Below are 25,795 nucleotides of genomic sequence, written 5' to 3' on the forward strand. Positions count from 1 at the left end.
TTCCCCTTCGCAACCGATGTCGCTTGCATTTTGGAGTTCTCCATGGCCACCGCCGAAACCCTGTCGGACAACGCCGACGACCCCGCCGCCCTGGACGCCGGTCGTCTCGAGGGCGCATCGCGCCCGCGCATCTTCGCGGTGCTGGCGATCATCGTGCTGTACACGGAGGTCGTCCCGTTCCAGTACACGATGATCGCCGCCGCGCTGCAGAAGATGAGCCGAACCTTCTCCACCGTCGGCGGAAATATCAACTGGGCGGTGATCATCCTGGGCGTGGTGGGCGCTTCCGCCACGCCACTGCTGGGCAAGGCCAGCGACATCTGGGGCAAGAAGAAACTTTTCCTGCTGTGCGGGATACTGTTTTTCGCCGGTTGTGTCATCTGCGCGCTCACCACCGACTGGACTCTGTTCCTGGTCGGGCGCGGTCTATCGGCGTTCTCTGTGGCGAGCCAGTTCATCGCCTACGGCTTGATTCGAGATCTGTTGCCGCGCAAGTACATTCCGATCGGCCTCGGCATGGTCGGCGCCGGGCTCGGCTTCTCCGGTGCGCTCGCACCCGTGATCGGCGGGATTCTGGTCGATCATTTCGACTGGCCGGCCATGTTCTGGTTCCTCGCGATCTTCACGCTGGTCCTGACGCCCTTGGTGCTGTTCGTCGTGCCGGAGACCCCGTTGCGCAGCAACGAGCGCATCGATCCGATCGGCGCGGTCCTGCTGTCGGCCGGAATCCTGCTCACCCTGCTCTACGTGGACAACGGGCAGAACTGGGGCTGGGGACGGCCGAGCGCGCTGGCCTGGCTGGTCGGTGGGATCGTGCTGCTCGCACTGTTCTTCGTTGTCGAATTCAAGGTCAGTCGGCCGATCATGGACATGCGCCTGCTGATCAATCCGAAAGTAGGCATCGTGTTGGTGATGACGGCGTTCGGTGTCGGCATCACGGCGCTGATGCCGCTGGCGCTGGGATATATGACGCAGACGCCCGATGCCGCAGGGCTGCGCGAGCAGGTGGTTCAAGGGGTGATCGCGCATACCGAGCAGATGACCGGCGCGAATCTCCCACCCGAGCTGGTGCGGGTGGTCTTCGACCCCGGCTACAGCTACGGCAACGGCTTCGGCATGCTGGCGTACGCGCTGCACGTCGGCATCTGGGCGGGCCTGATGGTGGTCATCGTGGCGCCGATCGCGGGCGTCATCGCCCGCCGAGTCGGCAGCCGGATACTCGCGATCACCGCCTTCGCGCTGCTCACCGCGGCCGCTGTCGGATTCGCCGTCGTCCCCTACAGCTGGACCGCCTACCTGGCTTGCTACCTCGTCGGCGGAATCGGGAGCGGCTTCCTCTACACCGCGCTGCCGAACCTGATCGTCGAGGCGGTGCCCGCGGAACAACAGGGCATCAGTGCGGGCATGCTCGGTGTCGTGCAGAGCATGGGCTCCGGCATCGTCATCGCCATCACCACCGCCCTGCTCAACAACAACCCGGTCGAGGCCCACATAGACGTGGCAGGCCACGCCTCGACTCAGGTCATTCCACAGGTGTTCACCGACCGCGGCTATACCCAGAGCTTCTGGCTCGTGGCCGGTACCACGATCGTGGCGTTGGTGATCGCGGTGCTGATGCGTCACGGCCGCAAACCCGCCACCGGCGGCGTGTAGTCGGGCGCTGCGGTCAGCCGCTGATTCGCGCTCCCGAATCGAATCCCCAAAGTGCCAGCGTCATCAGCAGATTGACACAGATCATGACGGTGATGCTGGCGCGCATCGCGCGACCGGCGGCAATGCCGACGCCCACCGGACCGCCCGCGGAGTAATAGCCGAAGTAGCACTGGATCGTTGTCGTGATCACGACGAAGACGACGGCCTTGGCCAGCGAATACATGACGTCGGTCGCACTGAGCACCATGCGGAAGTAGTGGTCGTAGGTGCCGGGCGATTGGCTGCCCGCGACGCCGATAGCCACCTCGACCGCAACGAAATTCATTGCCAGACAGACGAGATAGAGCGGAACGATGGCGGCCACCGAGGCCATGAGACGCGTGGTCACCAGGTACGGGATGGACCGGATGGCGAGTGTTTCCATCGCGTCGATCTCCTCGGCGATGCGCATGGCGCCGAGTTGGGCGGTGAATCTGCAGCCCGCCTGGGACGCGAAGGCGATGGAAGCCATGATCGGAGCCAGTTCGCGCGTCGACGCGGTCGCCGAGACCAGACCTGTCGCCGGGCCGATGCCCAGCAATTTCAGTGCGCTGTAGCCCTCGATCCCCACCAGTGCACCGCCGCTCGCGCCGAGCACGACAATGATGCCCGCCGTACCGCCGCCGACGATGAGAGATCCGTTGCCCCAGGTGATGTCGGAGATCAGCCGCAGTAGTTCCCTGCGGTAGTGGCGCAGGACGACCGGAATGGAGGCGAGCGCGCGCAGGAAGAATATGGCCATATGCCCGAGGCGCATGGCTCCGCGCAAGGGCGCGTCGGCAACGCGGAGCACCTGCCTGATGTGCAGCGGATAGTACGGTGCGGCCATCTCAGAGCGCCTGCCGCGGGAAGAGCATGGTGTACATCTGGGTGAACCCCACGTTCACCACCATGAGCAGCACGATCGAGGCCACCACGGTGGCATTGACCGAATTCGCGACACCGCCGGGACCGCCCTTGGTGCTCAATCCCTTCTGGCACGCGACGACGGTCACGATGAGCCCGAACACCACGGCCTTGACCACCGCCAGATACATATCGCCGATGCGCGCGAACGAGGAGAAGGTGGCGATGAAACTACCGGGCGTACCGCCCTGGACATAGACATTGAACATATAACCGGCGAGGAATCCGACGAAAGCGCTCAGCCCGGTCAGCCCGACCGCGACCAGCACTCCGGCGGCCACCCGCGGCACCACCAGTTTGCGCAGCACAGAAACACCCATCACCTCGAGTGCATCGATCTCTTCTCGGATGGTGCGGGACCCGAGATCGGCGCAGATCGCCGAGCCGACCGCCGCCGCAAGCAGCATTGCGGTGACCACCGGCGCCGCCTGGCGGATGACCGCGAGACCGCTGGCCGCCCCGGCCAGCGAGGTCGCGCCGACCTGACCCGCGATCAGTCCGAATTGGATCGAGAGGGTCGCACTGATCGGCAATGCGACCGCGACGGTCGGCAGGTAGGAGGTCTTGATCATGAAAGCGGCCTGCCGCACGAACTCTTTGAATGCGAAACGGCCTGTCGCGACGTCGATTACGAGATACTGCACCGCTCGCACACCCAGAATGAACTGGGCGCCAACGGTATCGAGTGATGCGACGGGATGACGGTGCAGATAGCCGCGTCCCCAGTTCCTTATCCGTGTGACCGAGGGTGCGGTGGATTGATCGATCACATCACACCAACTCCACTTTGCCGGCCAGCCAGCTGTCGCCGATCCGTTGCATGGTCATGACCATGCGGCTGCGATCGATCCGTGGATCGGGGCTCACCGAGTTGGTGACCTCCTGATCGACGAACAGCATCACCTCGACCCGGTCCTTCGTCGCCGACTTGATACTGAAGCCCACCACCTTTCCCTTGCTCACCGCGTTGTTCTGGACCAGCAGCGTCTTGAGTTGGTTGCTCGACTGGGTATAAGTGTCCTTGAATTCACCGGTCGCACCGCTGAGGACGGCGGCGAAATTCTGATCGATGTGCTGGGAATCGATGCTGGTCAGCGTGATCGCGTAGTTCTGCGCGGTGGTCGCGGCCTGCCGGGCAGCGGCATCGACCTCGTCGCGGTCGTGCAGTTTCCAGCCGAGAATGCCCGCGAGCACCGATGCCGATACCGCGACGACCGCGATGGCGCCGACCCCGGCGCGAGGCACCCAGGGACGTCGCCGGAACGGCGGCGCGGCCTCCTCGTCCACGGCCGAGTCCTCGGTCACCGAATCCGAATCGGTTGTCTCGGTAGCGGTTTCCGTCTCCAGCACTGGTTGCTTCATCGAAACTCCTGGCCTTCGTTGTTATTTGCTACTTCGGCGGTACATATGCCGGAACGGGTACGCCGCCATACGGTGTCGGGACCGACAGCGGGCCCTGCGGTGTCGGATCGGCGGTCGCCAGCGGATCGACTCCGGGCGGTGGGTGTGCGGTGTCGTCGCCGGGGGGCCGTGGTGCGTTGCGCGCGCCACGCGGCACGAGCGTCGGATCCGGGTCGGTGCAGTAGGCGTACAAGTAGGGTTCGGGATGGTCCGCGACGGTGATGGGCAGGCGAGGAAGGTTGTAGTCGCACTGCTTTCGCGGATAGATGCTGGCGATCGCCCACACCGCGCCGTCGTGGAATGCGGTGCCCAGTGCGTCCGCCGCGGACCCGGGCCGATGCGTGGGGAAGAACAGATTGTTCATGGCAGGCACGTGCACGTACGACATCTGGGCCACGGTCGCGAGATTCCCGAGTAGTTGGACCATGGTCGGGGAGTTGTCGGCGATGATCTGGTCCATCGTCCGCAGCATCTCCGGCGCGGTGTCGACCAGGGTTTCGAACCCGCCCGTCATCGAATTCACCCCGGCGAGAGTGCGTTCGAGATCGGCCGCGGTAATCGCGAGGCCAGGTCCGAGGTCGCGTGCGGTGCCGAGCACCACCTCGCTGTTGCGCAGCAGGCTGACGGTCTGCGGGAGTACCGCACCGAGGGTGGTGATCATGAAGGCGCCGCCATCGATGATCGCCGCCAGCTTCTCCGGCGCCGCTGAACTCGCGCCCAATTCGTGCACGATCGCCTGGAGCTTGTCGGGATCGAGTTGTGCGATGGTGCCGGTGAGGTCGCCGAGCAACTGGGCCAATTGCACCGGCACTGTGGTCCGGTCGGTGCCGATGACCGCACCGGCGGCCAGATACGGGCCGCTGGAGGTGGCGGGGACGAAATCCAGGTATTGTTCACCGGCCGGTGAGAGTCCGGCCACCCGGACCGTGCTGTCGGCCGGGATCTTGGCGCCTGCCTCGATCGATGCGACCGCGACCACTTGACCGTCCACGAGATCGACCGAAGTCACCCGGCCGACGCGGACACCGCGCACTGTGACATCCCGGTCTTGCAGCAGACCACCGGATTGGGCCAGGTGGACCCGGATCTGATACGTCGAGGCGAGCGGGTTCAGCTCGAGCGATCCGAACACGACATACGTCGCGCCCACGATCAGCGTGACCACCAGGGCGATCAAGGAGACGACGAGCCGATGACGGACCAATCGGTCGGTGACCGCGAGGGCCGCGCTCGCCGCCGACTCCACGCGCACCTCGAGGGACCGATTCAGGTCCGGGCGCTTCATCGTCCCGGCCCGATCACTCGGCCGTACAACCGGCCCAACGTGTATGCCAGCGAACCGGCGAAGTTGGCCCAGTCGGTCTGGTCCGGCACCCGGGCTTCCGGGTTGCCAGGAAAGTTCGGATCGGGCACTGCGCCGAGCGCTATCTGATAGATATCGGCGTCGGCGCTGGCGGCGGTGGAGTTGGCTACCTTGCCGCCGACCAGGGCCAGGGTGTAATTCAACCCGTCGAGGTTGGCGCCGGGGTCGGTCGCGGCGGTGTTGAGTCCGGCGGCGAGATTGTTGAGATCGCTTACCAGACTGCGCTTTCCGGTGGCGTTGATCGACGGGAACTTGGTGAGCTGGCTCGCGATCCGATTCAACTGGGCGGCGATATCCACGATGTCCTGGGTGCTGGCGGCCACGACATCCAGGGCCGGGCCCGCGGCGGCGACTACGTCGTTCACCACCGACTGCTGCGCCGCCACGGTGGCGGTCAGTGCGGCGGTGTCGTGGACGACCGCTCGGATCTGGTCCGATCGCGCCGAGAGGGTCTGGACCAATGCGGTCGTCTGGGCGATCAGTTCCCCCATGCGATCACCCCGCCCACCGAATTCGGCGCCGAGACCGTTGATCACCTTCGTCAGATCGCGGATCACCCCGCCGTTGACCAGCAATGCCGCCCGCGTGAGCACTTCCTCGATGGTGGCCGCCGCCGAGGTCGACGACTGCGGAATGCTGTCCCCATCGCGCAGCGCCGGGGTGCCCGGAGTTGGACTGGGTGGCGGGTTGAGCGCGACGAACACATCGCCGAGCGGTGTGGCCGAGCGCAATTCGGCGGTCGTGCCCGCCGGTAGCACGACCTCGGATCGGATCCGCAGGGTGACGACGGCGGCATAATCGCGTGCCGTCATGGATTCGACCTCCCCGACATCGGCGCCGTCGACCTTCACCTTGGCCTTGGTCGGGAGATTGAGCGCGTTGGCGAAGGTGGCCGTCAGTGCGAAGCTGTGCGATCCGACCGAAGGCGCGGGCAGCGGCATCCGGTCCAGCCCCGCCGAACACCCGCTCGCCGGAGCCACGGCCAGGAGTACGACGGCGGCAGCGGTGAATGTTGCTTTCCTGGTGGTCATTTCGGCAAACCCGCGATTCCGGCCAGCATGGCCACGATGCCGAAGTCCGGCCCCATATCGGACATCTTCCCGGTGTTGCAGCCGAGTTGTTCGAGGTCGAGCAGATTGCACACCTGCTTCACCATCTGCCCGTCCAATGCGACCTTGTCCACATTCACGTGCACCCGGCCAGCACCCACATTCGGGTCGATCACGGCATAGGCGTTGTCGACGACCAGCGGGAACAGGTCCATGAATTCCGCGACGTTGCGGTTGTAAGCCGACAGACTCTGGAAGATGACGTTGGCTCCGCTCGCCGTACCGGCCAGCGTGCCGCGATTGCGCTGCATGAGATCGGTTGTCCGGGTGAGTATTTCGTTCAGTTTCGCGCCGGTGTCGCCGGTGCCGAGGTTTTGTTCGGCGAGCAGGTCGCTCAGCTGACGGACCCCGGCGCCGAATTCGCGAATCGTCTGGTCGTTGCTCGCGGCCGCGGCGGTCAGCGCGTCCAGGTTGTTCACCAGGGTGGTTATCGCGTTCTTGGTCGCGGCGCCGTGATCGTCGCCCATGCGCAGCGCGCGGGACAGTTGATCCAGCGCGGCCTTGATCTGCGCGCCGTTGTCGGTCGCCACCGCCGCGCCGACATCGACCGCGTCGGCGATCGGGCCGTGGCCCTGCCCGTCGCCCTGCAGTGACGTGGACAGCTTGTCCGCCATCGCGAGCAGACTGTCGAATTCGACCGGGGTCTTCGTCCGATCGAGTCCTAACGTCGCACCGTTGGACAGTGTCGGCCCGCCGCGGTAGACCGGGGTGAGTTCGATGTGCCGGTCGGTCAGCACCGAATCCGACACGGTCACCGCCGTGACGTCGGCCGGAATCCGTACCGAGGCATCCACATTCATCGTCACTTCGACATAGGAGCCGCGTTGCGCGACGCTCGCCACCTTGCCGATCCGCATGCCGAGCACATCCACCGGGTTTCCGACGAAGACACCGGCGGCACTGTCGAAATGTGCTGTAACGGTAATGGTTTCGCGATTCAGCTGGGCAAGTGGAGCGCTGGCGGCGCCCGCGATCAGCGCGATGACCGCGAGTACCAGAACCAGCTTCACCGGGCGGGGTAACGATCTCATCGACAGTCCTCCGAATAGGGCGGCAGCTGCACCTGCGCGCGGCCGACCAGCGCGCACATGAAGGAGTCGACGAACGCTCCCGATGACGCGTTGGCGTCCAGTTCCGTGCCGGAGCCGGTCACATCCGCCCAGCTGCGCCAGGGAACCGGAAGGATCTGCAATATGTTGCGCAGCAGGTCGTCGTGCCGGCTGAGCATCTGCACCAGCTGACTCAGATTGTCGAGCAGGGATTGAATTTCGGGTTGATCGTCCACGACGATCGGCTGCAGCGTCCGCACCACATTGCTGGTGGCGGCGATGAGGGCCGCGATGGCCTGCCGTTTCGCCGCGACCTCCCGCAGTAGATCGCGACCCTGGTCGACCAGCACGCCGAGGCCGGCCCGCTGGTTCTCGATGACCGTGGTGAGTTGGCTCGTGCTGGTCAGCAGTGTGCCGATCTGCCCGCGACGTTCGGCGATCACACCGGACAGCGTCGTAATGTTCTGCATCACCGACGGAATCAGCTGCGGCAAACCGTGCAGCTGGGTGGACAGTTCGGTGAGCGCCTGCCCGACCTTGTCGGCATCGACCTGATCGAAGGTGGTCGTCGCGTCGGCGAGGGCCGACTGCAGATCGTAGGGAACACTGGTCTGTGCCAAGGGAATTCGGCCGTTCGGCAGTGCACCGGATCCGGACGGTGCCAGCTCCACGTACCGATTGCCCAGCAAGGTGGTGAGTTTGATCGACGCGGTCGTGGCGGGGCCGAGCGCCACATTGTCGGCGATGCTCAGCGTTGCCGTCACGCGGTCGCCTGCCAAGCGCAATCCGACCACGTGGCCCACCGGCACCCCCGCCACGGTCACCTGATCGCCTGCGCCGAGTTGCGCGGCCTGGGCGAAGTCGGCCTCGAGGCGGCGTTCACCGATATCCAGCGAATTGACGACCAGCGCGGCGACGACCGCGACGACCAGGAGGGCAATCGCGGTGAAACCGAGCCATGGCCTGCTGAGGTCTTCCAGTTGCCGACGCCCGATTCGCGTGTGGCCCTTGTGATTCCACGGTATGCGCATGTGCTCACCTGCACTTGGAGGTGTGTTGGGCCACCCCGCCGGGGGTCACCGCGTCGACTATTTGCGGAATCAGCGGTGTCAGACCCGGGACGAGTGACAGGGTCACATCGCAGACGTAGGCGTCGATGTAACCGCCTTCCTGCGATATGCGGGCCAGCCCTTTGAGGATCATCGGCAGGTTGTAGCCGAGGTACTCGAACTTCGCCTTGTTGTCCAGGAAGTGCTGCGCGAATCCCGGTTCCCGATTCAGGAAGTCGACGAGGGTGGGCTGGTCGGCGGCCACGATCTGCGAGGCCCGGCCGACCACCACCGCGATCCGGTCCACGGAATCGAACAATGCCTGCCGATTCTGTTGCAGGCCTTCGAAAACCGATCGGGTCCGGTCGATCACGGTGGTCAGATTCCCGCTCTGCTGGGCGAGGTTGCCCACGATGGTGGCCAGATTCGAGATGACCTGGCCGAGCACCTCGTCCGGCCCGGCGAAGGATTCCGCCAGCCGGGTCGTCTCGGCGATCAACGTGGTGACCGAGCCGCTGTCGCCCTGCAATGCCTTGATCAGGGCACCGGTGATGTTGTCGACCGCGGTCCGGTCCAGCGTGCCGAACAGCGGCTCGAAACCGTTGAGCAGCTTGGAGATATCGAAGGACGGCTCGGTGTGGTCGACGGGGATTTCGGCGCCCGGTTTCAATACGGTGGGGTCGCCGTGGTCGCCCATGGCCACACCGAGATAGCGCTGCCCGATCAGGTTCTGATACGTCACAGATACCGTGCTGTTCCCGGTCAGCGCCTGATCGCTGTGGATACGGAAACCGACCCGCGCGAGCGTGCCCGCCAACTCGACCGATTCCACCCGGCCGACCCGCACCCCGGCCATCCGGACGTCATCGCCGACGCGCAGGCCGGATACGTTGGTGAACAGTGCTGAGTAGCCGGTGGTCTGGCCGCTGATGCCACGCTCGAGGGTGACGGCGACCGACCAGCTGAGCAGCGCCGAACTGACGAGGAAGGCGATCAGCACGACCAGTGATCCGCGGTAGCTCATCGGGTGCCTCCGTTCTGGTCCGGTGCGATCGCGACGGTGGCGCCGCGGGCGAGCGGACCGAACAGGATGTCCGCGGCGGCATTGGGTTCGCCGCCGAGGATTTCGGCGATCCGCTCCTGTTCGGCGGCGCTGCCCACCGGCCCGATATCACTGGTCAGCAGGGAGCTCGGTGGCTGGAAGCGGCGTGGATCGAAGCCGGGCGGCAAGCCCTCGGCCGGGGCGGGAGTCGCCGGACCGCTCGCGCAGTTGGGACCGGCCAGCTCGCCGTACCGGGGGCAGTCCGCCGAGGTGTACTGCCGGTTGGGCGTCAGCTGCAGAATGACGCGCGCGTTGAGCCGTTGGGTCTGCGGATTCCACAACTCGTTGAATCGGCCGGTCATTCGCGTGAGCGAAGTACTGATCTGCGGAAACTTGCTCGCACCGTCACCGAGTGCGCCGAGGGCCGGTGATATGTGCGTGGTGACGTCGATGATTTTGTCGGTGTTGTGGTCGAGTGCGGTGCCGACGGTACCGAGCGTGTACAGGCCGCCGGCCAGCAGCGCGGCGAGTTTCGCCCGCTGCTCTGCCAGCGTCTGCAGCGGGACTATCGCGTGGTGCATGGCATCGAGCAGATCCGGTGCCGTCGACTGGAGTTCGCGCATTGCGGCCGAGAGCGAGTCGAGCGTGGAAGGGGCCGCGTTCACTGAGACGACCTTGTCCAGTTCGACGACGATATCGCGCAGCCGTGCCGCCGCATTCTCGATCCCGGCGCCGCGCCCCTCCGTGGCTTCGGCGAGGGTCGCCAACATGCCGACCGCGTTGTCGGTGTCCTCCCGACCGACCGCGGCGATGATTCGCCGCAGCTGATCGAGCGAGGTCTGCAGGCGCACGGTCGCCAGGCTGTGATCCTGGCTGATCCGGGCGCCTGAACTCAGCGGCGCCGCCGCACCGTTGTAGACCAGTTGCACCGAGGGCACCGCGAATACGTTGCTCGGCACCACCCGCGCGGTCACCGTGCCCGGAATCGCCTGCGCGAAGTGCGGAGTCAGCTCGATGCGGACATCGTTCATGCCGGTTTCGGCGGCCGGCGTCACCGCCGTCACGAACCCGACCCGAACCCCTTGGAATTTCACATCCGACTTGGTGGGCAGACCATCGCCCACATTGGCCATGACGGCGGTCACCGTCACGGTCTTGCGCAGTGCCCCATGGGAATTCGCGACCATCACGGTGGCGGCGGCCGCTATGACGACGATGCAGCAGACACCGGCCACCAGCAGGCGAACCGAGGAAGGGCCTCGGCCGTCGGGTTCGAACATGATCGACACGAAATCCAACTCACTCTCGCGGCGCGGATGCGTCTCGTGGCGTGAATCGGATATGTAGATCGGTGAGCCCACGCAGGATGTAGGTGGGTTCGTAGCGGTAGCGGCGGTCGTCGGCGGGACCGTGCTCATCGGCATCGATCGTGATGTCCAGCATCCGATCCAGGATGCGTTCGAGCGATACCCGACCCTCCACTCGCGCCAGCGGACCGCCGGGGCAGGAGTGCACGCCACGGCCGAAGGCCATGTGCTCGCGGAAGTTCGCGCGATCCATGCGGAACTCATGCGGGTTCTCGAACCGGCTCGGGTCACGGTTGGCCGCGCCGGGGCAGACCATGAGCGTGGATCCGGCCGGTACGTCCACCCCGCCGACCTCGGTGTTCCGGCGCGCGAGCCGGAAGCCGCTCTTGACCGGCGCGTGCATGCGCAATGTCTCCTCGATGAATACCGGGATGCGGCTGCGATCGGCACGCAGCGCCTGCTGCAGCTCCGGATCGTCACCGAGTACGCGTACGGCGGCGGCGAGCAGCTTGGCGGTCGTCTCCTGTCCGGCACCGAATACGAAGGTCGCCGAACGGACCACGTCGATGACCTCGGGGGTCGACCCATCCGGATATTTCGCCAGTGCCAGCGAGGTCAGCACATCGTCGCGCGGCTCGCGCCGCCGATCGCTGATATAGCCACTGAACTTTTCGTCCAGCCACTCCAAGGGATTCGTTCCGACCGACACCTTGTCCAGCGCACCGACCTGGCTGCCGGGCCGCTCGGCGCCGAGCACGACCCGGAACTCCTGGTGGTCCTGTTCCGGCACGCCGAGCAGGTCGGCGATCACCAAGAGCGAGAACGGTTTCGCGTACTCGGCGACGAATTCGGAGCGGCCGTTGGCCAGGAATTCGTCGAGCTGGCGGTCGGCCAGCCGCCACATGAACTCCTCGTTCTCCTTCAACCGCGCGGGTGTCAACAGCCGGTTCAGCACCGACCTGGCATAGGTGTGCTCCGGGGGATCCATCGTGACCATGTGTTCGTACATGGGCAGCTGGGTGCGGTGCGCCTCGATCTGCGCGTCGATGTCGTCGCCCTCGGGCTCGAACGGCAGCGGTGGGAACGGCCCGCCCACCGCGATGCACGAGGAGAAGGTCTCGGCGTCGCGCATGACCTGGGCGACCTCCTCGTAGCCGGTGACCGCGAGGACGTTGTAGTGCGGCTCCCGCGTCACCGGGCATTTGGCGCGCAGGTGATCGAAATACGGATAGGGATCGGGCACGAGTGCCGGATCGGTGAAGTAGTCGATGGTGTCGAAATCGGTCATCGTCGGCTCCTGGGTCGTGAGATCACGGGTACTGCACGGTGATCGAGGTGGTCTGGGGAACGGCCTGGCAGGTGAGGATGTAACCGGCCGCGACGTCGTCGTCGGTCAGCGCGTCGTTCACCTTCATCACGACCCGCCCCTCGACGAGGGTGGCCATACAGGTTCCGCAGTTGCCTGCCTCGCAGGAAAACGGTGGTGTCAGCCCGGCCCGGCGTGCGGTTTCGAGCACGGTATCGCCGGCTCGGCCGGGCTGTGCGGTCGTGGCACCGTCCAAGTGAATTGTCACAATTCCATTTGCCACCGCATTGTGAGGTAGCCCGGGTTCGGCGGGCGCGGGAGTGTGCGGGATCAACATCGATCGCGAAATCACTTTCGTGGGATTATGGCGGCAGCGCATGCGGAGAAAAGCTGCTCGAAATCGAATCAGTGTTTCCGATCCGATTTGCTACGCCGACGATTGTGCGCGCGGTCACAGGTCGGGTCAATAGGTGCGAGCAAATATTTTTCGCTGCTGCCGATTCCTTTTTCGGGCGCGTTGGAATACACCTTCACCGCATGATAATCGGAGGGTGCATCGAATTCGGGAACCGAAAATTCCGGTCACCCGTCCAACTTAATTCTATTTCTGTTGAACGATCGGATTTCCGATCAGAAATACCACCCCCCGCTGTCGCCCGGCCGCGGTGTCGCGGCGACCCGGCGGACCGTGTGGCTGTGCTCGGGGCGTGCTAGCCCGCGTTCGGTCGATGTGCGGCGTCGTCCTGTGTCGACGCGTCGGTGTCCAGGGGCCGTTCCCGTACGAAAGGTGCGGTGACCGATGGATCCAGTACCAATGGCTGCCGCTGGTCGGTGGCGCTGCGCCGCTCGCGAACGGCCCGGTCCTGGTCGGTGTTGTCCGCGGTGAGGCGCCGCACGGTGCGCTCGAGTACCGGCAGGATCTCGTCTATGTCGAGGGTCTTGTCGGCGACCCGTGCGATCAGGGCGTAGATCACGTTGGTCAGTATCAGTCCGATGTCCTCGAGGTACTCGGGATCGGCACCGTCGAGGATCTGTCCGGCTACCGGTAGGACGGCGGCGAACCCGTCGACGCTCAGGCGCGCACCGCCCGGGGCCGAGTGGGCCCGGTGGAACGCCTCGAGCATCGTCGGATTGCGCTCCCACGGCTCGAACACATGCCGCAGCACGCGAATCACACCGTCCGCGATCGATTCCTCGGGGGTGGGCGGTGCGATGTCGGGATAGGTATTGGTCGCCATCCACTCGTGGACCGCGGCGATGATCAGCGCGTCCCGGGTGGGAAACAGCTTGTAAACCGTCGCGAGCGATACATGGGCGCGCCGCGCTACCTCGCGCAGCTGAACGGCGTCGTAGCCATCGGTCTGTAGCAGTGCGAGCACGGTTTTGATGATCTTCTTCGACGGAATCCGTGCTGCTGTCCGACTCACGCGAGAACTGTAACACGGTTACCATGGTAACCGTGTTACTGCCTCGAGGGAACGCTTTCGGCGGGATGGATCGGCCGATCGGTGGTATGCAGTGGTCGGGTCGATCCGCCGCGCCGGACCGCGACGATTTCGGCTCCGATGGCGACCGCGGCCTCGGCGGCGGTCCGTCCACCCAGGTCCAGGCCGATGGGAGAGTGCAGGCGGGCCAGCTCGGCATCGGTGAGGCCGGCCGCGCGCAACCGGGTTCGGCGCTCGGCGTCGGCACGGCGCGAACCCATCGCGCCCACGTAGGCGATCGGCAGGCGCAGTGCGATCTCCAGCAGTGGGATATCGAATTTCGGGTCGTGGGTCAGGACGCACACCACGGTTCTGGCGTCGATCGGGGTGTCCGCGAGGTATCGGTGCGGCCAACCGACGACGACCTCGTCGGCATCCGGAAAACGATCTCGCGTCGCGAATACCGCGCGGGCGTCGCACAGTGCGACCCGATAGCCGAGCAGGCCGCCCACCCGGCACACCGCCGCGGCGAAATCCGTTGCCCCACAGACGATCATCCGTGGTGGTGGCGCGAAGGACTCGACGAAAAACGTCGATTCCCCTGCGTCGCAGCCGATCGTGCGCACACCGGTGGCGCCGATGTCCAGCATGGCGCGGACCTCTGCGACGACGGCGTCGTCCAAATCCGCCCCGACAGTGCGGCTCGGATCGACCGTGGTCATGGCCCCGCTGTTCAGATCGCGGACCAGCGCTACCGGGCCGGGTGGGCGCAGCGCCGCTTCGATGATCGGATGGTCGACCGAACGCACCCGATGGATGAAAACATCCATGGTGCCGCCACAGGTCAGACCGACCGCGAAGGCGTCGGAGTCGTCGTAGCCGAAGCTCGCGCGCGTCGGCGTGCCCGATCGCAGCACTTGTCGGCACAGTTCGTATGCTGCGGCCTCGACGCAGCCGCCCGAGATGCTGCCGAGGACGGTCCCGGCGGCGTCGACGGCGAGCGTGGCGCCGACCGGTCGGGGAGCGCTTCCGGTCACCCCGACGACGGTCGCGATCGCGTAGTGCGCACCGGTCGCATGCCAGCGCAGTAATGACGCGGTCAGTTCCCGCATGATCGACCCTCTCGACGACATTGCGCGATGGCAGGTGCAGGTGGAAGAATCATAAGTGCCCAACAGGAGATCATAATTCTCAGTCAAGACATATTACACTCTTGACACCGTTATAGCAGCGGTGCTAGACAATTCCTCAGCAGCGATGAGCGGCTCCGAGGGGTGCCGGATCGCGTTGATTCGAACGGATTGCGATGCCCTTTTTCCCTGCTCCCAGATTTTCATCGCCCTAGTGCATATTTCTTCCGGCAGAGCGTTTCCCGACACCATTTACCCGGTGGTGGCGGAAACGCTGCGCACAGTGAATGGGAGGCCCGCCTGATGACAGATATCGGGATTCGTCAGGTGACGGAAGCGCCGCCGACCGGATTCGTCGGCACCCGGGTGCCCAGGGTCGAAGACCTCCGGTTGGTGACCGGCGCGGGCAGCTTCGTCGACGATGTGCATCGGCCGGGCATGCTGCACGCCTGCTTCGTGCGAAGTCCGATACCGCGTGGTCGCATCGTCGGCATCGATACCGCGGAGGCCACGGCGCTCGACGGAGTGTATGCCGTGTTCACGGCGGCCGACCTGAATCCTGAAGTGCACCAGTTCTCGTACTCGCTGGACGCTCCCGGACTGCCGCCGGTGCCGCGGCCGCCGCTGGCCGAGGGCGAGGTGCGGTTCGTCGGTGATCCGGTCGCCCTGGTGGTCGCCATCGATCGGTATGTGGCCGAGGACGCGGTCGAGTTGGTGGTCGTCGACTACGAACCGCTCGAGCCGGTCGTCGACTATCGCACGGCACACGAAACCACCGAGCTGGTGCATGCGCAGTGCCCGGGCAACCTGGCCGGCGCGCTGAGTGGGCGTCCCGCGGCCGAGCTCGACCCGATCTTCGACTCTGCGGCCCATGTGGTGCGGCAGCAGATCTTTCAGCAGGCGTACGCGCCGGTGCCGATCGAGACGCGGGGTTTGATCGCGGAATGGTGGGCTCCCAGCGGGGAGCTGACGGTCTGGGCATCCACCCAGGTGCCGCACGAGATCCGCGGCTTCTGCGCGCGACTGCTCGGCATCGCCGAACATTCGGTGCGCGTCATCATGCGCGATACCGGCGGCGGCTTCGGGCTGAAGGCCGCGCCGTTGCGCGAGGACGTCTGCATCGTGCTGGCCGCCCGCAAGCTGCCGGTGGCGCTGAAATGGATCGAGGACCGGCAGGAAAACCTGATGGCGGGCGGCATGGCGCGGCACGAACACGGTGATGCCCGAATGGCCTTCGATGCGGACGGCACCATCCTCGCCGCCGCCATCGACTACGTGCAGAATGTCGGCGCGTATCCGACACCGTCACCGTTGACGGCCGCCATCCCGGTCGGGATGCTGTTCCCGGGACCGTACCGGGTGCCTGCCGCGACATTCGATGTGCGGCTTATGTATTCGAACACCGTGGGGCGTGTCGCCTATCGCGGTCCCTGGCAGTTCGAGTCGGTGGCTCGCGAGGTGCTGCTGGATACCGCGGCGCGCCGGATGGGGATGGATCCGGTGGCACTGAGACGCCGAAATATGTTGCGACAGGACGAGTTTCCGACGTTCAACCCCAATGGCATGCCGTATTCCGATGTGTCGCCGTCCGAGACGTTCGAGCAGGCACTGGCCATGCTCGACTACGACGCCTTCCGTGACCAGCAGTTGCGCGCCCGGGCCGACGGCCGGTACCTCGGGGTCGGCACCTGTACCTACCTCGAACCGACCACCGGCGGCACGCCGCTGCACAGTACCGAAGGCGCGACCATTCGGATCGAACCCTCCGGGAAGGTCAATGTGTATGTGTCGGGCGGATCGTCGGGAAACAGTCTGGAGACCACCGTGGTTCAGCTGACCGCCGATGCGCTCGGTGTGGACATCGCCGATGTCCACACGATTCAAGGTGATACCGCACTGACACCGTTCGGCGGCGGCACCGGCGGCAGCCGGTCGGGTTCCATGCTGGCCGGTGCGATCGCGGAGACGGCCGCCGTACTGCGTGAGCGGATGGTGGCGATCGCCGCGCACAAGCTGGGCGTGCCCGTCGAGGAGGTGGAGTTGACGCGTGGATGGGCGCAGGTCCGTGGCGTGCCCGATGCGGCGATGACGCTGGCCGAGATAGCGGATATCGCCTACTTCAACGGATACGACCTGCCGCCGGGAGTGCCCGCGGGCTTGGAGGCCAGCGGCCGATATCGGACGCCGCACATGATGATCTGGGCCAACGCGACCCATGTGTGCACCTGCGAGGTCGACATAGAAACGGGTGCGGTGACATTGCTGCGCTACATCGTCAGCGAGGACTGCGGACCGATGATCAACCCGGATGTGGTGGAGGGCCAGATCTTCGGCGGCACCGTCCAGGGCATCGGCGGCGCGCTGTACGAGCACCTGGCCTACGACGAGAGCGGGAATCCGATCAGCACGACCTTCATGGACTACCTGCTGCCCACCGCGACCGAGGTGCCGGTCATCGAGGTCGGACATGTCGAGACACCGAGCCCAGGTCCGGGCGGTTTCAAGGGGGTCGGCGAGGGCGGCGCCATCGGGTCCGCGCCCGCGGTGATCAATGCCGTGATCGATGCCCTCGCACCGTTCGGCGTGGAGCTCGCCCACCTGCCGCTCTCGCCCGCCGCGATCGTCGCACTGGTGGACCGGGCGCGCGCCGATCTAACCGGGACGGTGCAGGCATGAAACCCGCGCCGTTCGAATATCACGCGCCGATCTCCACCATCGCGGCCGTCGAGCTGCTCGCCGAACTCGGTGACGATGCGAAGCTCATCGCCGGTGGGCAGAGTCTGGTGCCGATGCTGGCATTGCGGTTGGCGGTCCCCGAGCATCTGGTCGACGTGCGCCGCATCGATAAACTGCGCGGTATCGAGTCGCGCGCCGACTCGGTGTGGATCGGGGCGGGGACCACCCACACCGCGGTCGGCCGGTCGGCGGAGATCAATCAGGCGGTGCCACTGCTGGCACGGGCGACTCCGCTGATCGGTCATCCCCAGATCCGCAACCGGGGCACGATAGGCGGCTCGATCGCGCACGCCGATGCCGCGGCCGAATATCCGGCGGTGGCCATGGTTCTCGACGCGCGAATCGAGGCGGAGTCGCCGCGCGGGCGCCGCACACTGCCCGCGTCGGATTTCTTCACCGGGATGTGGAGCACGGAACTGGCCGCCGATGAACTGTTGACCGGGATCGTCTTTCCGGCGCGACGCGGCCGGTGCGGTTTCGCGATCGAGGAATTCGCCCGCCGCAGTGGCGATTTCGCATTGGCGGGTGCTGTCGTGGCCGTCGGCCTCGACGCCGACTCCCGCATAGACCGGTGCGGTATCGGTCTTTTCGGACTCGGACCCACCCCGACCAGGGTCACCGCCCTCGAGGCGGAACTGATCGGACGCGACATCGCCGATGTCGCTCCCGAAGAGGTCGGACATGCGGCGACGGAACCGTTGGCCGCGGTGCCGTCCGATCTGCACGGCGCGGCCGATTATCGCAAACGGGTCGCGGCGGTGATGGTGGCGCGCGCTTGGCGTCGCGCTGTTGAGGAGGCGAGTAATGACTGACATCGATATCGAGGTGCGGGTCAATGGGCGTGCCCGGCGCCATCGGGTGCCACCTCGCCTGACGCTGGCGGACTACCTGCGCGAAATATGCGGGCTGACCGGGACCCACCTGGGTTGCGAGCACGGGGTGTGCGGTGCGTGCACGGTATTGCTGGACGGCCAGGCGGTGCGTGGCTGCCTGGTCCTGGCCGTGCAGGCCGACGGTGCGGAGGTGACGACCGTTGAGGGGATCGCATCGCCGGACGGCCGACTATCCCCGGTGCAGGCCGCATTCCGAGACTGTCATGGGCTCCAATGCGGTTTCTGCACACCGGGTTTCATCACGAGTGTGACCGCCTTCCTGCACGAGAGTCCCGACCCGTCCGACGATGAGATCCGAGAAGCGCTGTCCGGCAATGTATGTCGCTGCACGGGGTATCAGGGGATTGTGAAAGCCGTTCGTGCGGCGGCGGAATCGATCGCCAAGGAGTCCGCATGAAATTCGAGAACACCTTCAGCATTCCCGCCCCCGCCGCACAAGCCTGGCGGGTGCTGCTCGACTTGGAGCGGATCGCGCCCTGTGTCCCCGGAGCCGCCATCACCGGGCGCGACGGCGACGACTACCTCGGCAAGATCAAGGTCAAACTCGGTCCGGTCACGCTGTCCTATACCGGCACCATCAAGATCGCTTCTCAGGACGAGGCGGCCGGGATCGCGGTGCTAGAGGGCGGCGGGCGAGAGGCGCGCGGCAACGGCACCGCGAAGGCGATGATCACCTGCCGACTCGTCGAATCCGATGGCGTGACAGATGTTTTCGTCGATACCGACTTGGCGATCACCGGCAAACCGGCCCAGTTCGGGCGCGGCGCCCTCGCCGAGGTCGCGGGCACCCTCATCGGAACGTTTGCCACCAACCTCGCGGCGGAGATCACCGCCGGTGCGCACACCGAGCCCGAATCCGCTTCCGCCGATGGGGAAGTCGAGCACGCGTCGAGCGCAGAGTACGCCGCCGTCGCCGAGCCGCGCGCATCAGCCGCGCCGATCGACCTGCTCGCCGCCAGCGGCATGAGCGGTGCGGCGCGCTACGGCGCGATAGCCGTTGCCGCCGTGCTGGCGACCGTTCTGCTTTTGCTTCGCCGTCGGCACCGGGCCGACGGCCATGAACCCAGGGAGTGATACCGATGACCGGACGAGTAGAGGGCAAGGTCGCCTTCATCACGGGTGCAGCGCGCGGTCAGGGGCGCAGCCATGCGGTGAAACTGGCGCAGGAGGGCGCCGACATCATCGCCGTGGATGTCTGTAAGCAGCTCGACGGTGTCACCATTCCGATGTCGACACCGGATGACCTGGCCGAAACGGTCGCACTGGTCGAGGCGACGGGTCGGCGCATCATCGCCGTCGAGGCCGATGTGCGCGATCTGGAGACCATGCAGGCCGTGGTCGACGACGGCGTCGCACAACTCGGTCGCCTGGACATCGTGGTGGCCAATGCCGGGTTGGCCAGCGATGGCGATGCGATGGACAAAATGAGCGAACAGACCTGGCGCGACATGATCGACGTCAATATGACCGGTGTCTGGATGACCACGCGGGTCTCGGTGCCGCACATTGTCGCGGGCGGTCGCGGCGGGTCGATCCTGCTCACCAGTTCGATCGGCGGCCTGCGCGCCGTTCCGAATATCGGCCACTACGCCGCCGCCAAGCACGGTGTCATCGGCATCATGCGCTCGCTGGCAATGGAGTTGGGGGACAAGAGCATTCGCGTCAACGCGATCTGCCCCACGAATGTGGCGACGCCGATGCTGCTCAACGAGCCCACCTTCCGCATGTTCCGACCGGATCTGGAGAATCCGACCGTCGACGACTTCATCCCTGTCGCGCAGATGTTCCACGTATTGCCGATCGCCTGGGTGGAGCCGGAAGATATCAGCAACGCCGTGCTGTTCCTGGCGTCCGACGAGGCCCGCTACATCACCGGGGTGGCATTACCGGTCGACGGCGGCATGATGCTCAAGTAGGGGCAGGACATGGATTCCACCGCGATACGGTTGTCCGTCATGCAGCGGTGGGCGCTGATGCTGTCCTGTGCCGCGGTGGCGCTGGTCGTCGCTTCGATGGCGGCGCTCTACACCGCGTTGCCCGAGATCGCCGCGGCCACCGGCGCCACCCAGCAGCAGCTGACCTGGATCGTGGACGGCTACACCCTCGCACTGGCCTGTCTGGTGCTGCCCGGCGGCGCATTGGGGGACCGGTACGGACGCCGCAGGATGCTGCTTATCGGGCTCGGGGTGTTCGCACTGTTTTCCGCTGTGCCGCTGCTGTTCGACGGTCCGATCTGGCTGATCGCGGCTCGTTCGGCGGCCGGGTTCGGCGCCGCACTGGTGATGCCGTCGACGCTGTCGCTGCTCACCGCCGGATTGCCGGAGAGCAGGCGCGGCGTCGCCGTCGGGATGTGGGCCGGTTCCGTGGGTATGGGCGCGGTGGGCGGGATCCTCGTCTCCGGCCTGCTGTTGCAGTTCTGGACCTGGCTTTCGATCATGGCGGCGATGAGCGCGTGCAGCGCGCTGCTTGCCGCCACCGGATGCGTCATCCCCGAATCGATCGCGTCGGCACGGCCCGGTTTCGACCCGTGGGGCACGGTGACCTCGGCAATCGGCGTCGGCATGATCGTGGCGGCGGCCACCGAGACGCCGCAGCTCGGCTGGTCGCATCCGTTGGTGATCGGTGCCGCCATCGGTGGCATCGTGTCGCTCGCGGCATTCGCGCTGATCGAATTGCGAGTGGCGCATCCGCTGCTCGACGTCCGGTTGTTCGCCGATCGTCGATTCGGCACCGGGACCGCCTCCGTCGCGATCCAGTTCCTGGTCTCGTTCGGCATGTTCATGCTTGTCGTGCAGTTCCTGCAGCTGATCCTCGGCTACCGTCCGCTGATCTCGGCCTTGGCCATGGCGCCGATGATGATTCCCTTCGTGACCATCTCGCCGATCTCGCCGTGGCTCGCCGAGCGATTCGGATTGCGGTTGCAAACCCTGTGCGGCCTCGCGCTATTGGGCGTAGGGCTCCTGGCGGTCGCCCGATTGTCGGTCGATGGCACCTATTTCGATGTCGTCTGGCCGCTGCTGATCGTCAGTCTCGGCATCAGCCTGTCGGCGGCGCCGGCAACGGCCGCGATCATGGCGGGTGTGCCTGCCGATCAGCACGGCATCGCGGCGGCCGTGAACGACGTATCGCGCGAGGTCGGCGCCGCGATCGGAATAGCCTTGGCCGGAAGCATTCTCGCCGCGGGTTACAGCCACCAGATCGGGGCGATCCTGCCGATGCTCCCGCAACAGCTACGCGGTCCGGTCTCCGGCTCACTGGTCGGGGCGCTGGCGGTGGCCGAGCATCTGGGCCCGCAAGCCCAACCGCTCGCCGACGCGGCCAAGGCGGCGTTCGTCCACGGCGTCCGCCAAGCAGCGGCGATCCTCGGCGCACTGACCTTGGCCGCCGCCCTCGCCATCGGTTTATGGGCCCCCGGTCGGCGCGTCGGCCGAACCCCGCCCACCGCCGCACCGAGCGCCACACAGGTGGCCGAACCCGACTAGCCGGACAACCGGTGGCGCAGCAGTGGCAGGCCGGGGCCGTCCAGCTCATGCATGAGTGCGGTGCGGCCACCCACGCTCATCAGCAACGCTGCCGCCGACCCACGAACCTCGGCTCCGTGCCCCCACGTCCGATCGATATCGTTGGTGCACAGGCGAATTCCACGCAGTCGACCCAATGGCACGAAGCCGATCCGCCAGGGTGCGGTCAGGAAGTCGAGCGCCAGACCGGCCCGCCACCGGTCCGGAGCGAAGGGCAGGCCGAGTGGGATCCTGATGTCGCCGCTGTGCACCACGATGTCGGCCAGCGGGTCGAGTGGCCCGAACAGTGGCGGGCTGATGGGGCGATCGGCACAGCGACGCAGTGTGTCGGCGATCTCCGCGGCCGGTTGCCGAGCGCGACGTCGCGCCAGCGCATCGATCCCAGCGGCCAGACTCCGGTGGCGCACTGTCCGCCATTGGAACGTCCAGAAACTGTCGGCGAGCACACTGACCAGGTGTGCGGCCACCGTCTTGATATCCCATCCCGCGCAGAGACTCGGCGTCGCCAACTGTGCGTCGTCCAACTCGTCGAGCAGATCCGCGATTCGCCGCCGCTCGTCCGCGACGGCGGCGAAGAGCTCCGTCGCATCGGCCTCGCTCATCGTCTACCTCGATTCGGGGCTTGCCGCGCGTACGGTGACCACCGCCGACCGGGCCCGCGCTAAGCATGTGCTCAGCGCGAAATGCTGAGCATATGGTTAGCATGTGGGACAGGTCGTGGTCAACACTTGCGGGCGAGGTCGACATCGGGTCGATGACAAGGGTTATGGAGGTTGTTGTGATGGCATCGCCGAGGAGGATCGGTACGCCCGATGCGAAGAATCGTGCCGTGCTGCTGGATGCGGCCGAGCAGTTGATGCTCGAAGAAGGTTATGCCGCAGTGAGTTCGCGCAGCGTCGCGCGCAAGGCCGGACTGAAGTATCAGCTCGTCTACTACTACTTCCGCACGATGGACGACCTGTTCCTCGCGGTTTTCCAGCGGCGCGCCGAAGAGGGGTTGAAGCGCCAGGCGGCCGCACTGCAGTCGCCGGATCCGTTGCGCGCGCTGTGGCAGTTCAACCTCGAGGCGGCGGCCAGTGGTGCGCTGACGACGGAGTTCGTCGCGCTGGCCAACCATCGAAAGGTGGTTCGCGCAGCGCTTGCCGATTATTCGAGCCGCTTCCGGGAGGCCGAAGTCGCGGCGATGGAGAAGTTGCTCGAACGCTACGGGGTCGATTCCGCCGAGTGGCCCGCCGCCGTGGTGGCGTTCGTGATGGCGAGTGTGTCTCGAACCATGGTCCTGGAGAACGGGTTCGGGATGACGAGCGCACACGCGGCGATGACGGAGTTCGTCGAACGGCAGCTGGACCGGTTCGGCCCGCTGCCCGTCGAACCCGAGTAACCCCCGCAACCTGATCGCTGACGGCAGCGCGCATGCGCATGCCTTGACCGGCCTCGGCCACGCGTGCTAAGCATGTGCTCAGCAACAAATGCTGAGCACTTGGTTAGCATGGCGTCGACCGGCGGGGATATCCTCCCGTGATCGCTGGTGGGCTGTGCGGTGCTCTTTCTCGCTAGGAGCCTGCCGTGAGCATGTCCGACGAAATCGATTTCTTCACCGACATGTCGACCGTTGTCGATCCGCACCCCTACTTCGACGCGTTGCGTGCGCAATGTCCGGTCTTTCGCGAGCCGCACCACGGTGTCGTCGCGGTGACCGGCTACGACGAGGCGGTGGAGGTGTATCGCAACCATCAGGTGTTCTCGAGTTGCGTCGCGCCGACGGGGCCCTTCCCGCCGCTGCCATTCGAACCCGCCGGTGACGATATCGGGCCGCTGATCGAACAGCATCGGGAGAAATTCCCGCTGCACGAACACATGGTGACCTTCGATCAGCCCGAGCACACCGCGCAACGCGACCTGCTGAAAACCCTGTTCACGCCGCGGCGGCTGAAGGAGAACGAGGAATTCATGTGGCGGCAGGCCGATCAGCTGCTCGACGAGTTCGACACCCGCTCCGAGCTCGAATTCCTGCGTGAATACGCACAGCCGCTCGCCATGCTGGTGATCGCGAATCTGCTCGGTGTGCCCGAACGCGACTATCCGGACTTTCGGCAGGCACTCGCTTCGCAGACACCGCCGGGTGCCGTCCAAAGCGAAGCCTTGATAGGCAATCCGCTCGAATTTCTCGCCGACCGCTTCACGTCCTACATCGAGGAGCGCCGCCGCAAACCGAGTGGTGACGTGCTGACCGCCTTGGCCTCTGCGAAATTCCCGGACGGCGCACTGCCTGCCGTCGACGAACTCGTCCATTTGGCCGCCTTCCTGTTCGCCGCCGGTCAGGAAACCACCGCCAAGCTGATGACATCCGGTCTGCGCATACTCGCCGAACGGCCGGACCTGCAGCAGATATTGCGGGAGGACAGTTCGGCCATGCCGGGTTTCGTCGAGGAGTGCCTGCGCATGGAGGCCCCGGTCAAATGCGATTTCCGATTGGCCCGCAGGACAACGAAACTCGGCGGCGTCGACCTTCCGGCGGGCACCATGGTCATGGTGGCGCCCGGTGCCGCCAACCGGGAACCGAGCCGGTTCGAGGATCCGCACGAGTTCCGTTACGACCGTGCGAACGCGCGCGAGCACATCGCGTTCGCCCGCGGCATCCACACCTGCCCCGGCGGCCCGCTCGCCCGCATGGAGACGCGCATCAGCTTCGAGCGGATCCTGCAGCGCTGGCGCGATATCAGGATTTCCGAATCCGAGCACGGCCCAGCCGACGCCCGGCGCTACACATTTGAACCGACATACATATTGCGTGGGCTCAGCGCATTGCATGTGGAATTCACCCCGGTCGGTTGATCGCATTTCGCATCGGTGAGGAGCAGTGATGACACAGGACACCGCGAAGCGAGTCGCCATTGTGACCGGAGCTGGGTCCGGAATCGGGGCGGCAGTAGCCCGGCAATTGGCCCGAGGCCCGCACCGAATGGCTTTGTTCGACCGCGATGCCGAGGCGCTCGGTGAGGTCGCCGCGGAATTGCGGTTTGTCGGTATCGAGGCGTTGACCTACGCGGTGGACGTCGCCGACGAAAATTCGGTCACCGAGGCGATCGGGAGCGTCCGCAAAGAATTCGGTCCGGTGCAGATAATGGTCACCAGCGCCGGTGTTCAGGAGCATACCCCGGTTACCGACATCACGAGAACGCAGTGGGAGAGGATCATCGCGGTAAATCTCACCGGCACCTTCGCGTGCATTCAATCCGTCGTTCCGGATATGATCGCGGCGGGTTGGGGGCGGATTGTCACGATATCGTCGTCCAGCGCCCAATCCGGTGCGGCCAATATGGCTCACTATATTGCTTCCAAGGGTGGCGTGATCGCCTTGACGAAGGCGTTGTCCGCGGAGTTGGCGCCGAAAGGCATTACGGTGAACTCGATTCCGCCGTCCATCATCGACACACCCATGGCACACCAGGCGACGAAAGCGGGCTGGTTCCCCGGTTTGGCTGCCATTGCCGCGGTGACGCCGGTACGCCGCGCCGGGACCGCCGAGGATGTGGCAGCCGCGTGTGAATTCCTGTGCTCCGATCAGGCCGGTTTCATTACCGGGCAACTCATCGGCGTAAACGGCGGCTTGTACGTCTGAACATGGAGATATGTATGAAAATATCTGTCGATCCGCAGAAATGCGAAGGGCACGCGTTGTGCGCGGCCATCGCGCCGACCGTGTTCGAAGTCGGTGACGACGACCTGTCCCGAGTCATCGATCCGGCACCCGATGACAAGGCCTGGCCGGACATCCGAGCGGCGGTGGCTTCCTGTCCGACACTTGCCATTACGGCATTCGACGACATAGCCGATCAGGAGTAGGAGGCCGAATCATCGTCCGGT

Annotated in this window: 25 protein-coding genes; 11 read left to right on the plus strand and 14 right to left on the minus strand. The window is 65.7% G+C overall.

Annotation, left to right across the window (positions count from 1 at the left end; genetic code table 11):
- Positions 1 to 42 precede the first annotated feature (42 nt).
- Positions 43 to 1,653, plus strand: coding sequence for an MFS transporter (locus ACQPZ2_RS14305; protein ID WP_433525971.1), 1,611 nt, complete (start codon positions 43 to 45; stop codon positions 1,651 to 1,653).
- A gap of 13 nt (positions 1,654 to 1,666) precedes the next feature.
- Here ACQPZ2_RS14305 and ACQPZ2_RS14310 read toward each other — a convergent pair whose 3' ends face one another.
- From ACQPZ2_RS14310 to ACQPZ2_RS14370, 13 genes are all read right to left on the minus strand, one after another.
- Positions 1,667 to 2,521, minus strand: coding sequence for an MlaE family ABC transporter permease (locus ACQPZ2_RS14310; protein ID WP_063039496.1), 855 nt, complete (start codon positions 2,519 to 2,521; stop codon positions 1,667 to 1,669).
- 1 nt (position 2,522) lies between these two features.
- Positions 2,523 to 3,365 carry an MlaE family ABC transporter permease gene (locus ACQPZ2_RS14315; RefSeq protein ID WP_157124194.1) on the minus strand — a complete coding sequence of 281 codons (843 nt, stop codon included), beginning with the start codon at positions 3,363 to 3,365 and terminating at the stop codon, positions 2,523 to 2,525.
- A gap of 4 nt (positions 3,366 to 3,369) precedes the next feature.
- Positions 3,370 to 3,960, minus strand: coding sequence for a hypothetical protein (locus tag ACQPZ2_RS14320; RefSeq protein ID WP_433525972.1), 591 nt, complete (start codon positions 3,958 to 3,960; stop codon positions 3,370 to 3,372).
- Positions 3,961 to 3,988: 28 nt separating this feature from the next.
- Positions 3,989 to 5,284, minus strand: coding sequence for an MlaD family protein (locus ACQPZ2_RS14325; RefSeq protein ID WP_433525973.1), 1,296 nt, complete (start codon positions 5,282 to 5,284; stop codon positions 3,989 to 3,991).
- Positions 5,281 to 6,393 carry an MCE family protein gene (locus ACQPZ2_RS14330; RefSeq protein ID WP_433525974.1) on the minus strand — a complete coding sequence of 371 codons (1,113 nt, stop codon included), beginning with the start codon at positions 6,391 to 6,393 and terminating at the stop codon, positions 5,281 to 5,283. Before ACQPZ2_RS14330 ends, ACQPZ2_RS14325 begins: the two co-directional genes overlap by 4 nt.
- Positions 6,390 to 7,502 (minus strand): MCE family protein, encoded by a 1,113-nt coding sequence (locus ACQPZ2_RS14335; RefSeq protein WP_433525975.1) that lies wholly within the window; start codon positions 7,500 to 7,502, stop codon positions 6,390 to 6,392. Before ACQPZ2_RS14335 ends, ACQPZ2_RS14330 begins: the two co-directional genes overlap by 4 nt.
- Positions 7,499 to 8,551, minus strand: coding sequence for an MCE family protein (locus ACQPZ2_RS14340; RefSeq protein ID WP_433525976.1), 1,053 nt, complete (start codon positions 8,549 to 8,551; stop codon positions 7,499 to 7,501). The genes ACQPZ2_RS14335 and ACQPZ2_RS14340 overlap by 4 nt, the downstream gene beginning before the upstream one ends.
- Before the next feature lie 4 nt (positions 8,552 to 8,555).
- Positions 8,556 to 9,593, minus strand: coding sequence for an MCE family protein (locus ACQPZ2_RS14345; RefSeq protein WP_433525977.1), 1,038 nt, complete (start codon positions 9,591 to 9,593; stop codon positions 8,556 to 8,558).
- On the minus strand, positions 9,590 to 10,891 hold the full coding sequence (locus ACQPZ2_RS14350) for an MlaD family protein (RefSeq protein ID WP_433525978.1): 1,302 nt from the start codon (positions 10,889 to 10,891) through the stop codon (positions 9,590 to 9,592). Before ACQPZ2_RS14350 ends, ACQPZ2_RS14345 begins: the two co-directional genes overlap by 4 nt.
- A 19-nt stretch (positions 10,892 to 10,910) precedes the next feature.
- Entirely contained in the window at positions 10,911 to 12,206 is a 1,296-nt protein-coding gene (locus ACQPZ2_RS14355; RefSeq protein WP_433525979.1) for a cytochrome P450, read from the minus strand.
- 22 nt (positions 12,207 to 12,228) lie between these two features.
- Entirely contained in the window at positions 12,229 to 12,573 is a 345-nt protein-coding gene (locus ACQPZ2_RS14360) for a 2Fe-2S iron-sulfur cluster-binding protein (RefSeq protein ID WP_433527422.1), read from the minus strand.
- Between the two features lie 361 nt (positions 12,574 to 12,934).
- Positions 12,935 to 13,651 (minus strand): TetR family transcriptional regulator, encoded by a 717-nt coding sequence (locus ACQPZ2_RS14365; RefSeq protein ID WP_433525980.1) that lies wholly within the window; start codon positions 13,649 to 13,651, stop codon positions 12,935 to 12,937.
- Between the two features lie 35 nt (positions 13,652 to 13,686).
- Entirely contained in the window at positions 13,687 to 14,760 is a 1,074-nt protein-coding gene (locus ACQPZ2_RS14370; protein WP_433525981.1) for an XdhC family protein, read from the minus strand.
- Positions 14,761 to 15,081: 321 nt separating this feature from the next.
- On the opposite strand from ACQPZ2_RS14370, the gene ACQPZ2_RS14375 reads away from it, so the two are divergent.
- Genes ACQPZ2_RS14375 through ACQPZ2_RS14400 form a run of 6 tightly spaced genes read left to right on the plus strand, consistent with a single transcriptional unit; the run spans position 15,082 to position 21,889 of the window.
- On the plus strand, positions 15,082 to 17,454 hold the full coding sequence (locus ACQPZ2_RS14375; protein WP_433525982.1) for a xanthine dehydrogenase family protein molybdopterin-binding subunit: 2,373 nt from the start codon (positions 15,082 to 15,084) through the stop codon (positions 17,452 to 17,454).
- Complete coding sequence (locus ACQPZ2_RS14380; RefSeq protein WP_433525983.1) at positions 17,451 to 18,326, plus strand: FAD binding domain-containing protein; 876 nt, start codon at positions 17,451 to 17,453, stop codon at positions 18,324 to 18,326. The genes ACQPZ2_RS14375 and ACQPZ2_RS14380 overlap by 4 nt, the downstream gene beginning before the upstream one ends.
- Complete coding sequence (locus ACQPZ2_RS14385) at positions 18,319 to 18,804, plus strand: (2Fe-2S)-binding protein (RefSeq protein WP_433525984.1); 486 nt, start codon at positions 18,319 to 18,321, stop codon at positions 18,802 to 18,804. The genes ACQPZ2_RS14380 and ACQPZ2_RS14385 overlap by 8 nt, the downstream gene beginning before the upstream one ends.
- Positions 18,801 to 19,481 (plus strand): SRPBCC family protein, encoded by a 681-nt coding sequence (locus ACQPZ2_RS14390; protein ID WP_433525985.1) that lies wholly within the window; start codon positions 18,801 to 18,803, stop codon positions 19,479 to 19,481. The genes ACQPZ2_RS14385 and ACQPZ2_RS14390 overlap by 4 nt, the downstream gene beginning before the upstream one ends.
- A gap of 5 nt (positions 19,482 to 19,486) precedes the next feature.
- Positions 19,487 to 20,323, plus strand: a complete 837-nt coding sequence (locus ACQPZ2_RS14395) for a mycofactocin-coupled SDR family oxidoreductase (protein WP_433525986.1) — start codon at positions 19,487 to 19,489, stop codon at positions 20,321 to 20,323.
- 9 nt (positions 20,324 to 20,332) lie between these two features.
- Positions 20,333 to 21,889, plus strand: coding sequence for an MFS transporter (locus ACQPZ2_RS14400; protein ID WP_433525987.1), 1,557 nt, complete (start codon positions 20,333 to 20,335; stop codon positions 21,887 to 21,889).
- Here the strand turns inward: ACQPZ2_RS14400 and ACQPZ2_RS14405 are convergent.
- Positions 21,886 to 22,530, minus strand: coding sequence for a maleylpyruvate isomerase family mycothiol-dependent enzyme (locus ACQPZ2_RS14405; protein ID WP_433525988.1), 645 nt, complete (start codon positions 22,528 to 22,530; stop codon positions 21,886 to 21,888). The two genes, ACQPZ2_RS14400 and ACQPZ2_RS14405, sit on opposite strands and share 4 nt — an antisense overlap.
- 179 nt (positions 22,531 to 22,709) lie before the next feature.
- Here ACQPZ2_RS14405 and ACQPZ2_RS14410 point away from each other — a divergent pair, with 179 nt between their 5' ends.
- The 4 genes from ACQPZ2_RS14410 to ACQPZ2_RS14425 all read left to right on the plus strand — a co-directional run bounded on the left by ACQPZ2_RS14410 (position 22,710) and on the right by ACQPZ2_RS14425 (position 25,774).
- Positions 22,710 to 23,309 (plus strand): TetR/AcrR family transcriptional regulator, encoded by a 600-nt coding sequence (locus ACQPZ2_RS14410; protein WP_433525989.1) that lies wholly within the window; start codon positions 22,710 to 22,712, stop codon positions 23,307 to 23,309.
- Positions 23,310 to 23,494: 185 nt separating this feature from the next.
- Positions 23,495 to 24,763, plus strand: a complete 1,269-nt coding sequence (locus ACQPZ2_RS14415; protein ID WP_433525990.1) for a cytochrome P450 — start codon at positions 23,495 to 23,497, stop codon at positions 24,761 to 24,763.
- A gap of 28 nt (positions 24,764 to 24,791) precedes the next feature.
- The gene (locus ACQPZ2_RS14420) at positions 24,792 to 25,550 is read left to right on the plus strand and encodes an SDR family NAD(P)-dependent oxidoreductase (protein ID WP_433525991.1); all 759 of its coding nucleotides are present in this window, start codon (positions 24,792 to 24,794) and stop codon (positions 25,548 to 25,550) included.
- Between the two features lie 14 nt (positions 25,551 to 25,564).
- Positions 25,565 to 25,774 carry a ferredoxin gene (locus ACQPZ2_RS14425; RefSeq protein WP_433525992.1) on the plus strand — a complete coding sequence of 70 codons (210 nt, stop codon included), beginning with the start codon at positions 25,565 to 25,567 and terminating at the stop codon, positions 25,772 to 25,774.
- The last annotated feature ends 21 nt before the right edge of the window (positions 25,775 to 25,795 follow it).

It is taken from the genome of Nocardia pseudovaccinii (assembly GCF_050942345.1).
Classification (GTDB): domain Bacteria; phylum Actinomycetota; class Actinomycetes; order Mycobacteriales; family Mycobacteriaceae; genus Nocardia; species Nocardia pseudovaccinii.

Bases quoted from the DNA above. Each gene is read 5' to 3' on its own strand.
- ACQPZ2_RS14305 (WP_433525971.1), top strand. From the start codon at position 43: ATGGCCACCGCCGAAACCCTGTCGGACAACGCCGACGACCCCGCCGCC.
- ACQPZ2_RS14310 (WP_063039496.1), bottom strand. From the start codon at position 2,521: ATGGCCGCACCGTACTATCCGCTGCACATCAGGCAGGTGCTCCGCGTT.
- ACQPZ2_RS14320 (WP_433525972.1), bottom strand. From the start codon at position 3,960: ATGAAGCAACCAGTGCTGGAGACGGAAACCGCTACCGAGACAACCGAT.
- ACQPZ2_RS14325 (WP_433525973.1), bottom strand. From the start codon at position 5,284: ATGAAGCGCCCGGACCTGAATCGGTCCCTCGAGGTGCGCGTGGAGTCG.
- ACQPZ2_RS14330 (WP_433525974.1), bottom strand. From the start codon at position 6,393: ATGACCACCAGGAAAGCAACATTCACCGCTGCCGCCGTCGTACTCCTG.
- ACQPZ2_RS14335 (WP_433525975.1), bottom strand. From the start codon at position 7,502: ATGAGATCGTTACCCCGCCCGGTGAAGCTGGTTCTGGTACTCGCGGTC.
- ACQPZ2_RS14340 (WP_433525976.1), bottom strand. From the start codon at position 8,551: ATGCGCATACCGTGGAATCACAAGGGCCACACGCGAATCGGGCGTCGG.
- ACQPZ2_RS14345 (WP_433525977.1), bottom strand. From the start codon at position 9,593: ATGAGCTACCGCGGATCACTGGTCGTGCTGATCGCCTTCCTCGTCAGT.
- ACQPZ2_RS14350 (WP_433525978.1), bottom strand. From the start codon at position 10,891: ATGTTCGAACCCGACGGCCGAGGCCCTTCCTCGGTTCGCCTGCTGGTG.
- ACQPZ2_RS14355 (WP_433525979.1), bottom strand. From the start codon at position 12,206: ATGACCGATTTCGACACCATCGACTACTTCACCGATCCGGCACTCGTG.
- ACQPZ2_RS14370 (WP_433525981.1), bottom strand. From the start codon at position 14,760: ATGCGGGAACTGACCGCGTCATTACTGCGCTGGCATGCGACCGGTGCG.
- ACQPZ2_RS14375 (WP_433525982.1), top strand. From the start codon at position 15,082: ATGACAGATATCGGGATTCGTCAGGTGACGGAAGCGCCGCCGACCGGA.
- ACQPZ2_RS14380 (WP_433525983.1), top strand. From the start codon at position 17,451: ATGAAACCCGCGCCGTTCGAATATCACGCGCCGATCTCCACCATCGCG.
- ACQPZ2_RS14385 (WP_433525984.1), top strand. From the start codon at position 18,319: ATGACTGACATCGATATCGAGGTGCGGGTCAATGGGCGTGCCCGGCGC.
- ACQPZ2_RS14390 (WP_433525985.1), top strand. From the start codon at position 18,801: ATGAAATTCGAGAACACCTTCAGCATTCCCGCCCCCGCCGCACAAGCC.
- ACQPZ2_RS14395 (WP_433525986.1), top strand. From the start codon at position 19,487: ATGACCGGACGAGTAGAGGGCAAGGTCGCCTTCATCACGGGTGCAGCG.
- ACQPZ2_RS14400 (WP_433525987.1), top strand. From the start codon at position 20,333: ATGGATTCCACCGCGATACGGTTGTCCGTCATGCAGCGGTGGGCGCTG.
- ACQPZ2_RS14405 (WP_433525988.1), bottom strand. From the start codon at position 22,530: ATGAGCGAGGCCGATGCGACGGAGCTCTTCGCCGCCGTCGCGGACGAG.
- ACQPZ2_RS14410 (WP_433525989.1), top strand. From the start codon at position 22,710: ATGGCATCGCCGAGGAGGATCGGTACGCCCGATGCGAAGAATCGTGCC.
- ACQPZ2_RS14420 (WP_433525991.1), top strand. From the start codon at position 24,792: ATGACACAGGACACCGCGAAGCGAGTCGCCATTGTGACCGGAGCTGGG.
- ACQPZ2_RS14425 (WP_433525992.1), top strand. From the start codon at position 25,565: ATGAAAATATCTGTCGATCCGCAGAAATGCGAAGGGCACGCGTTGTGC.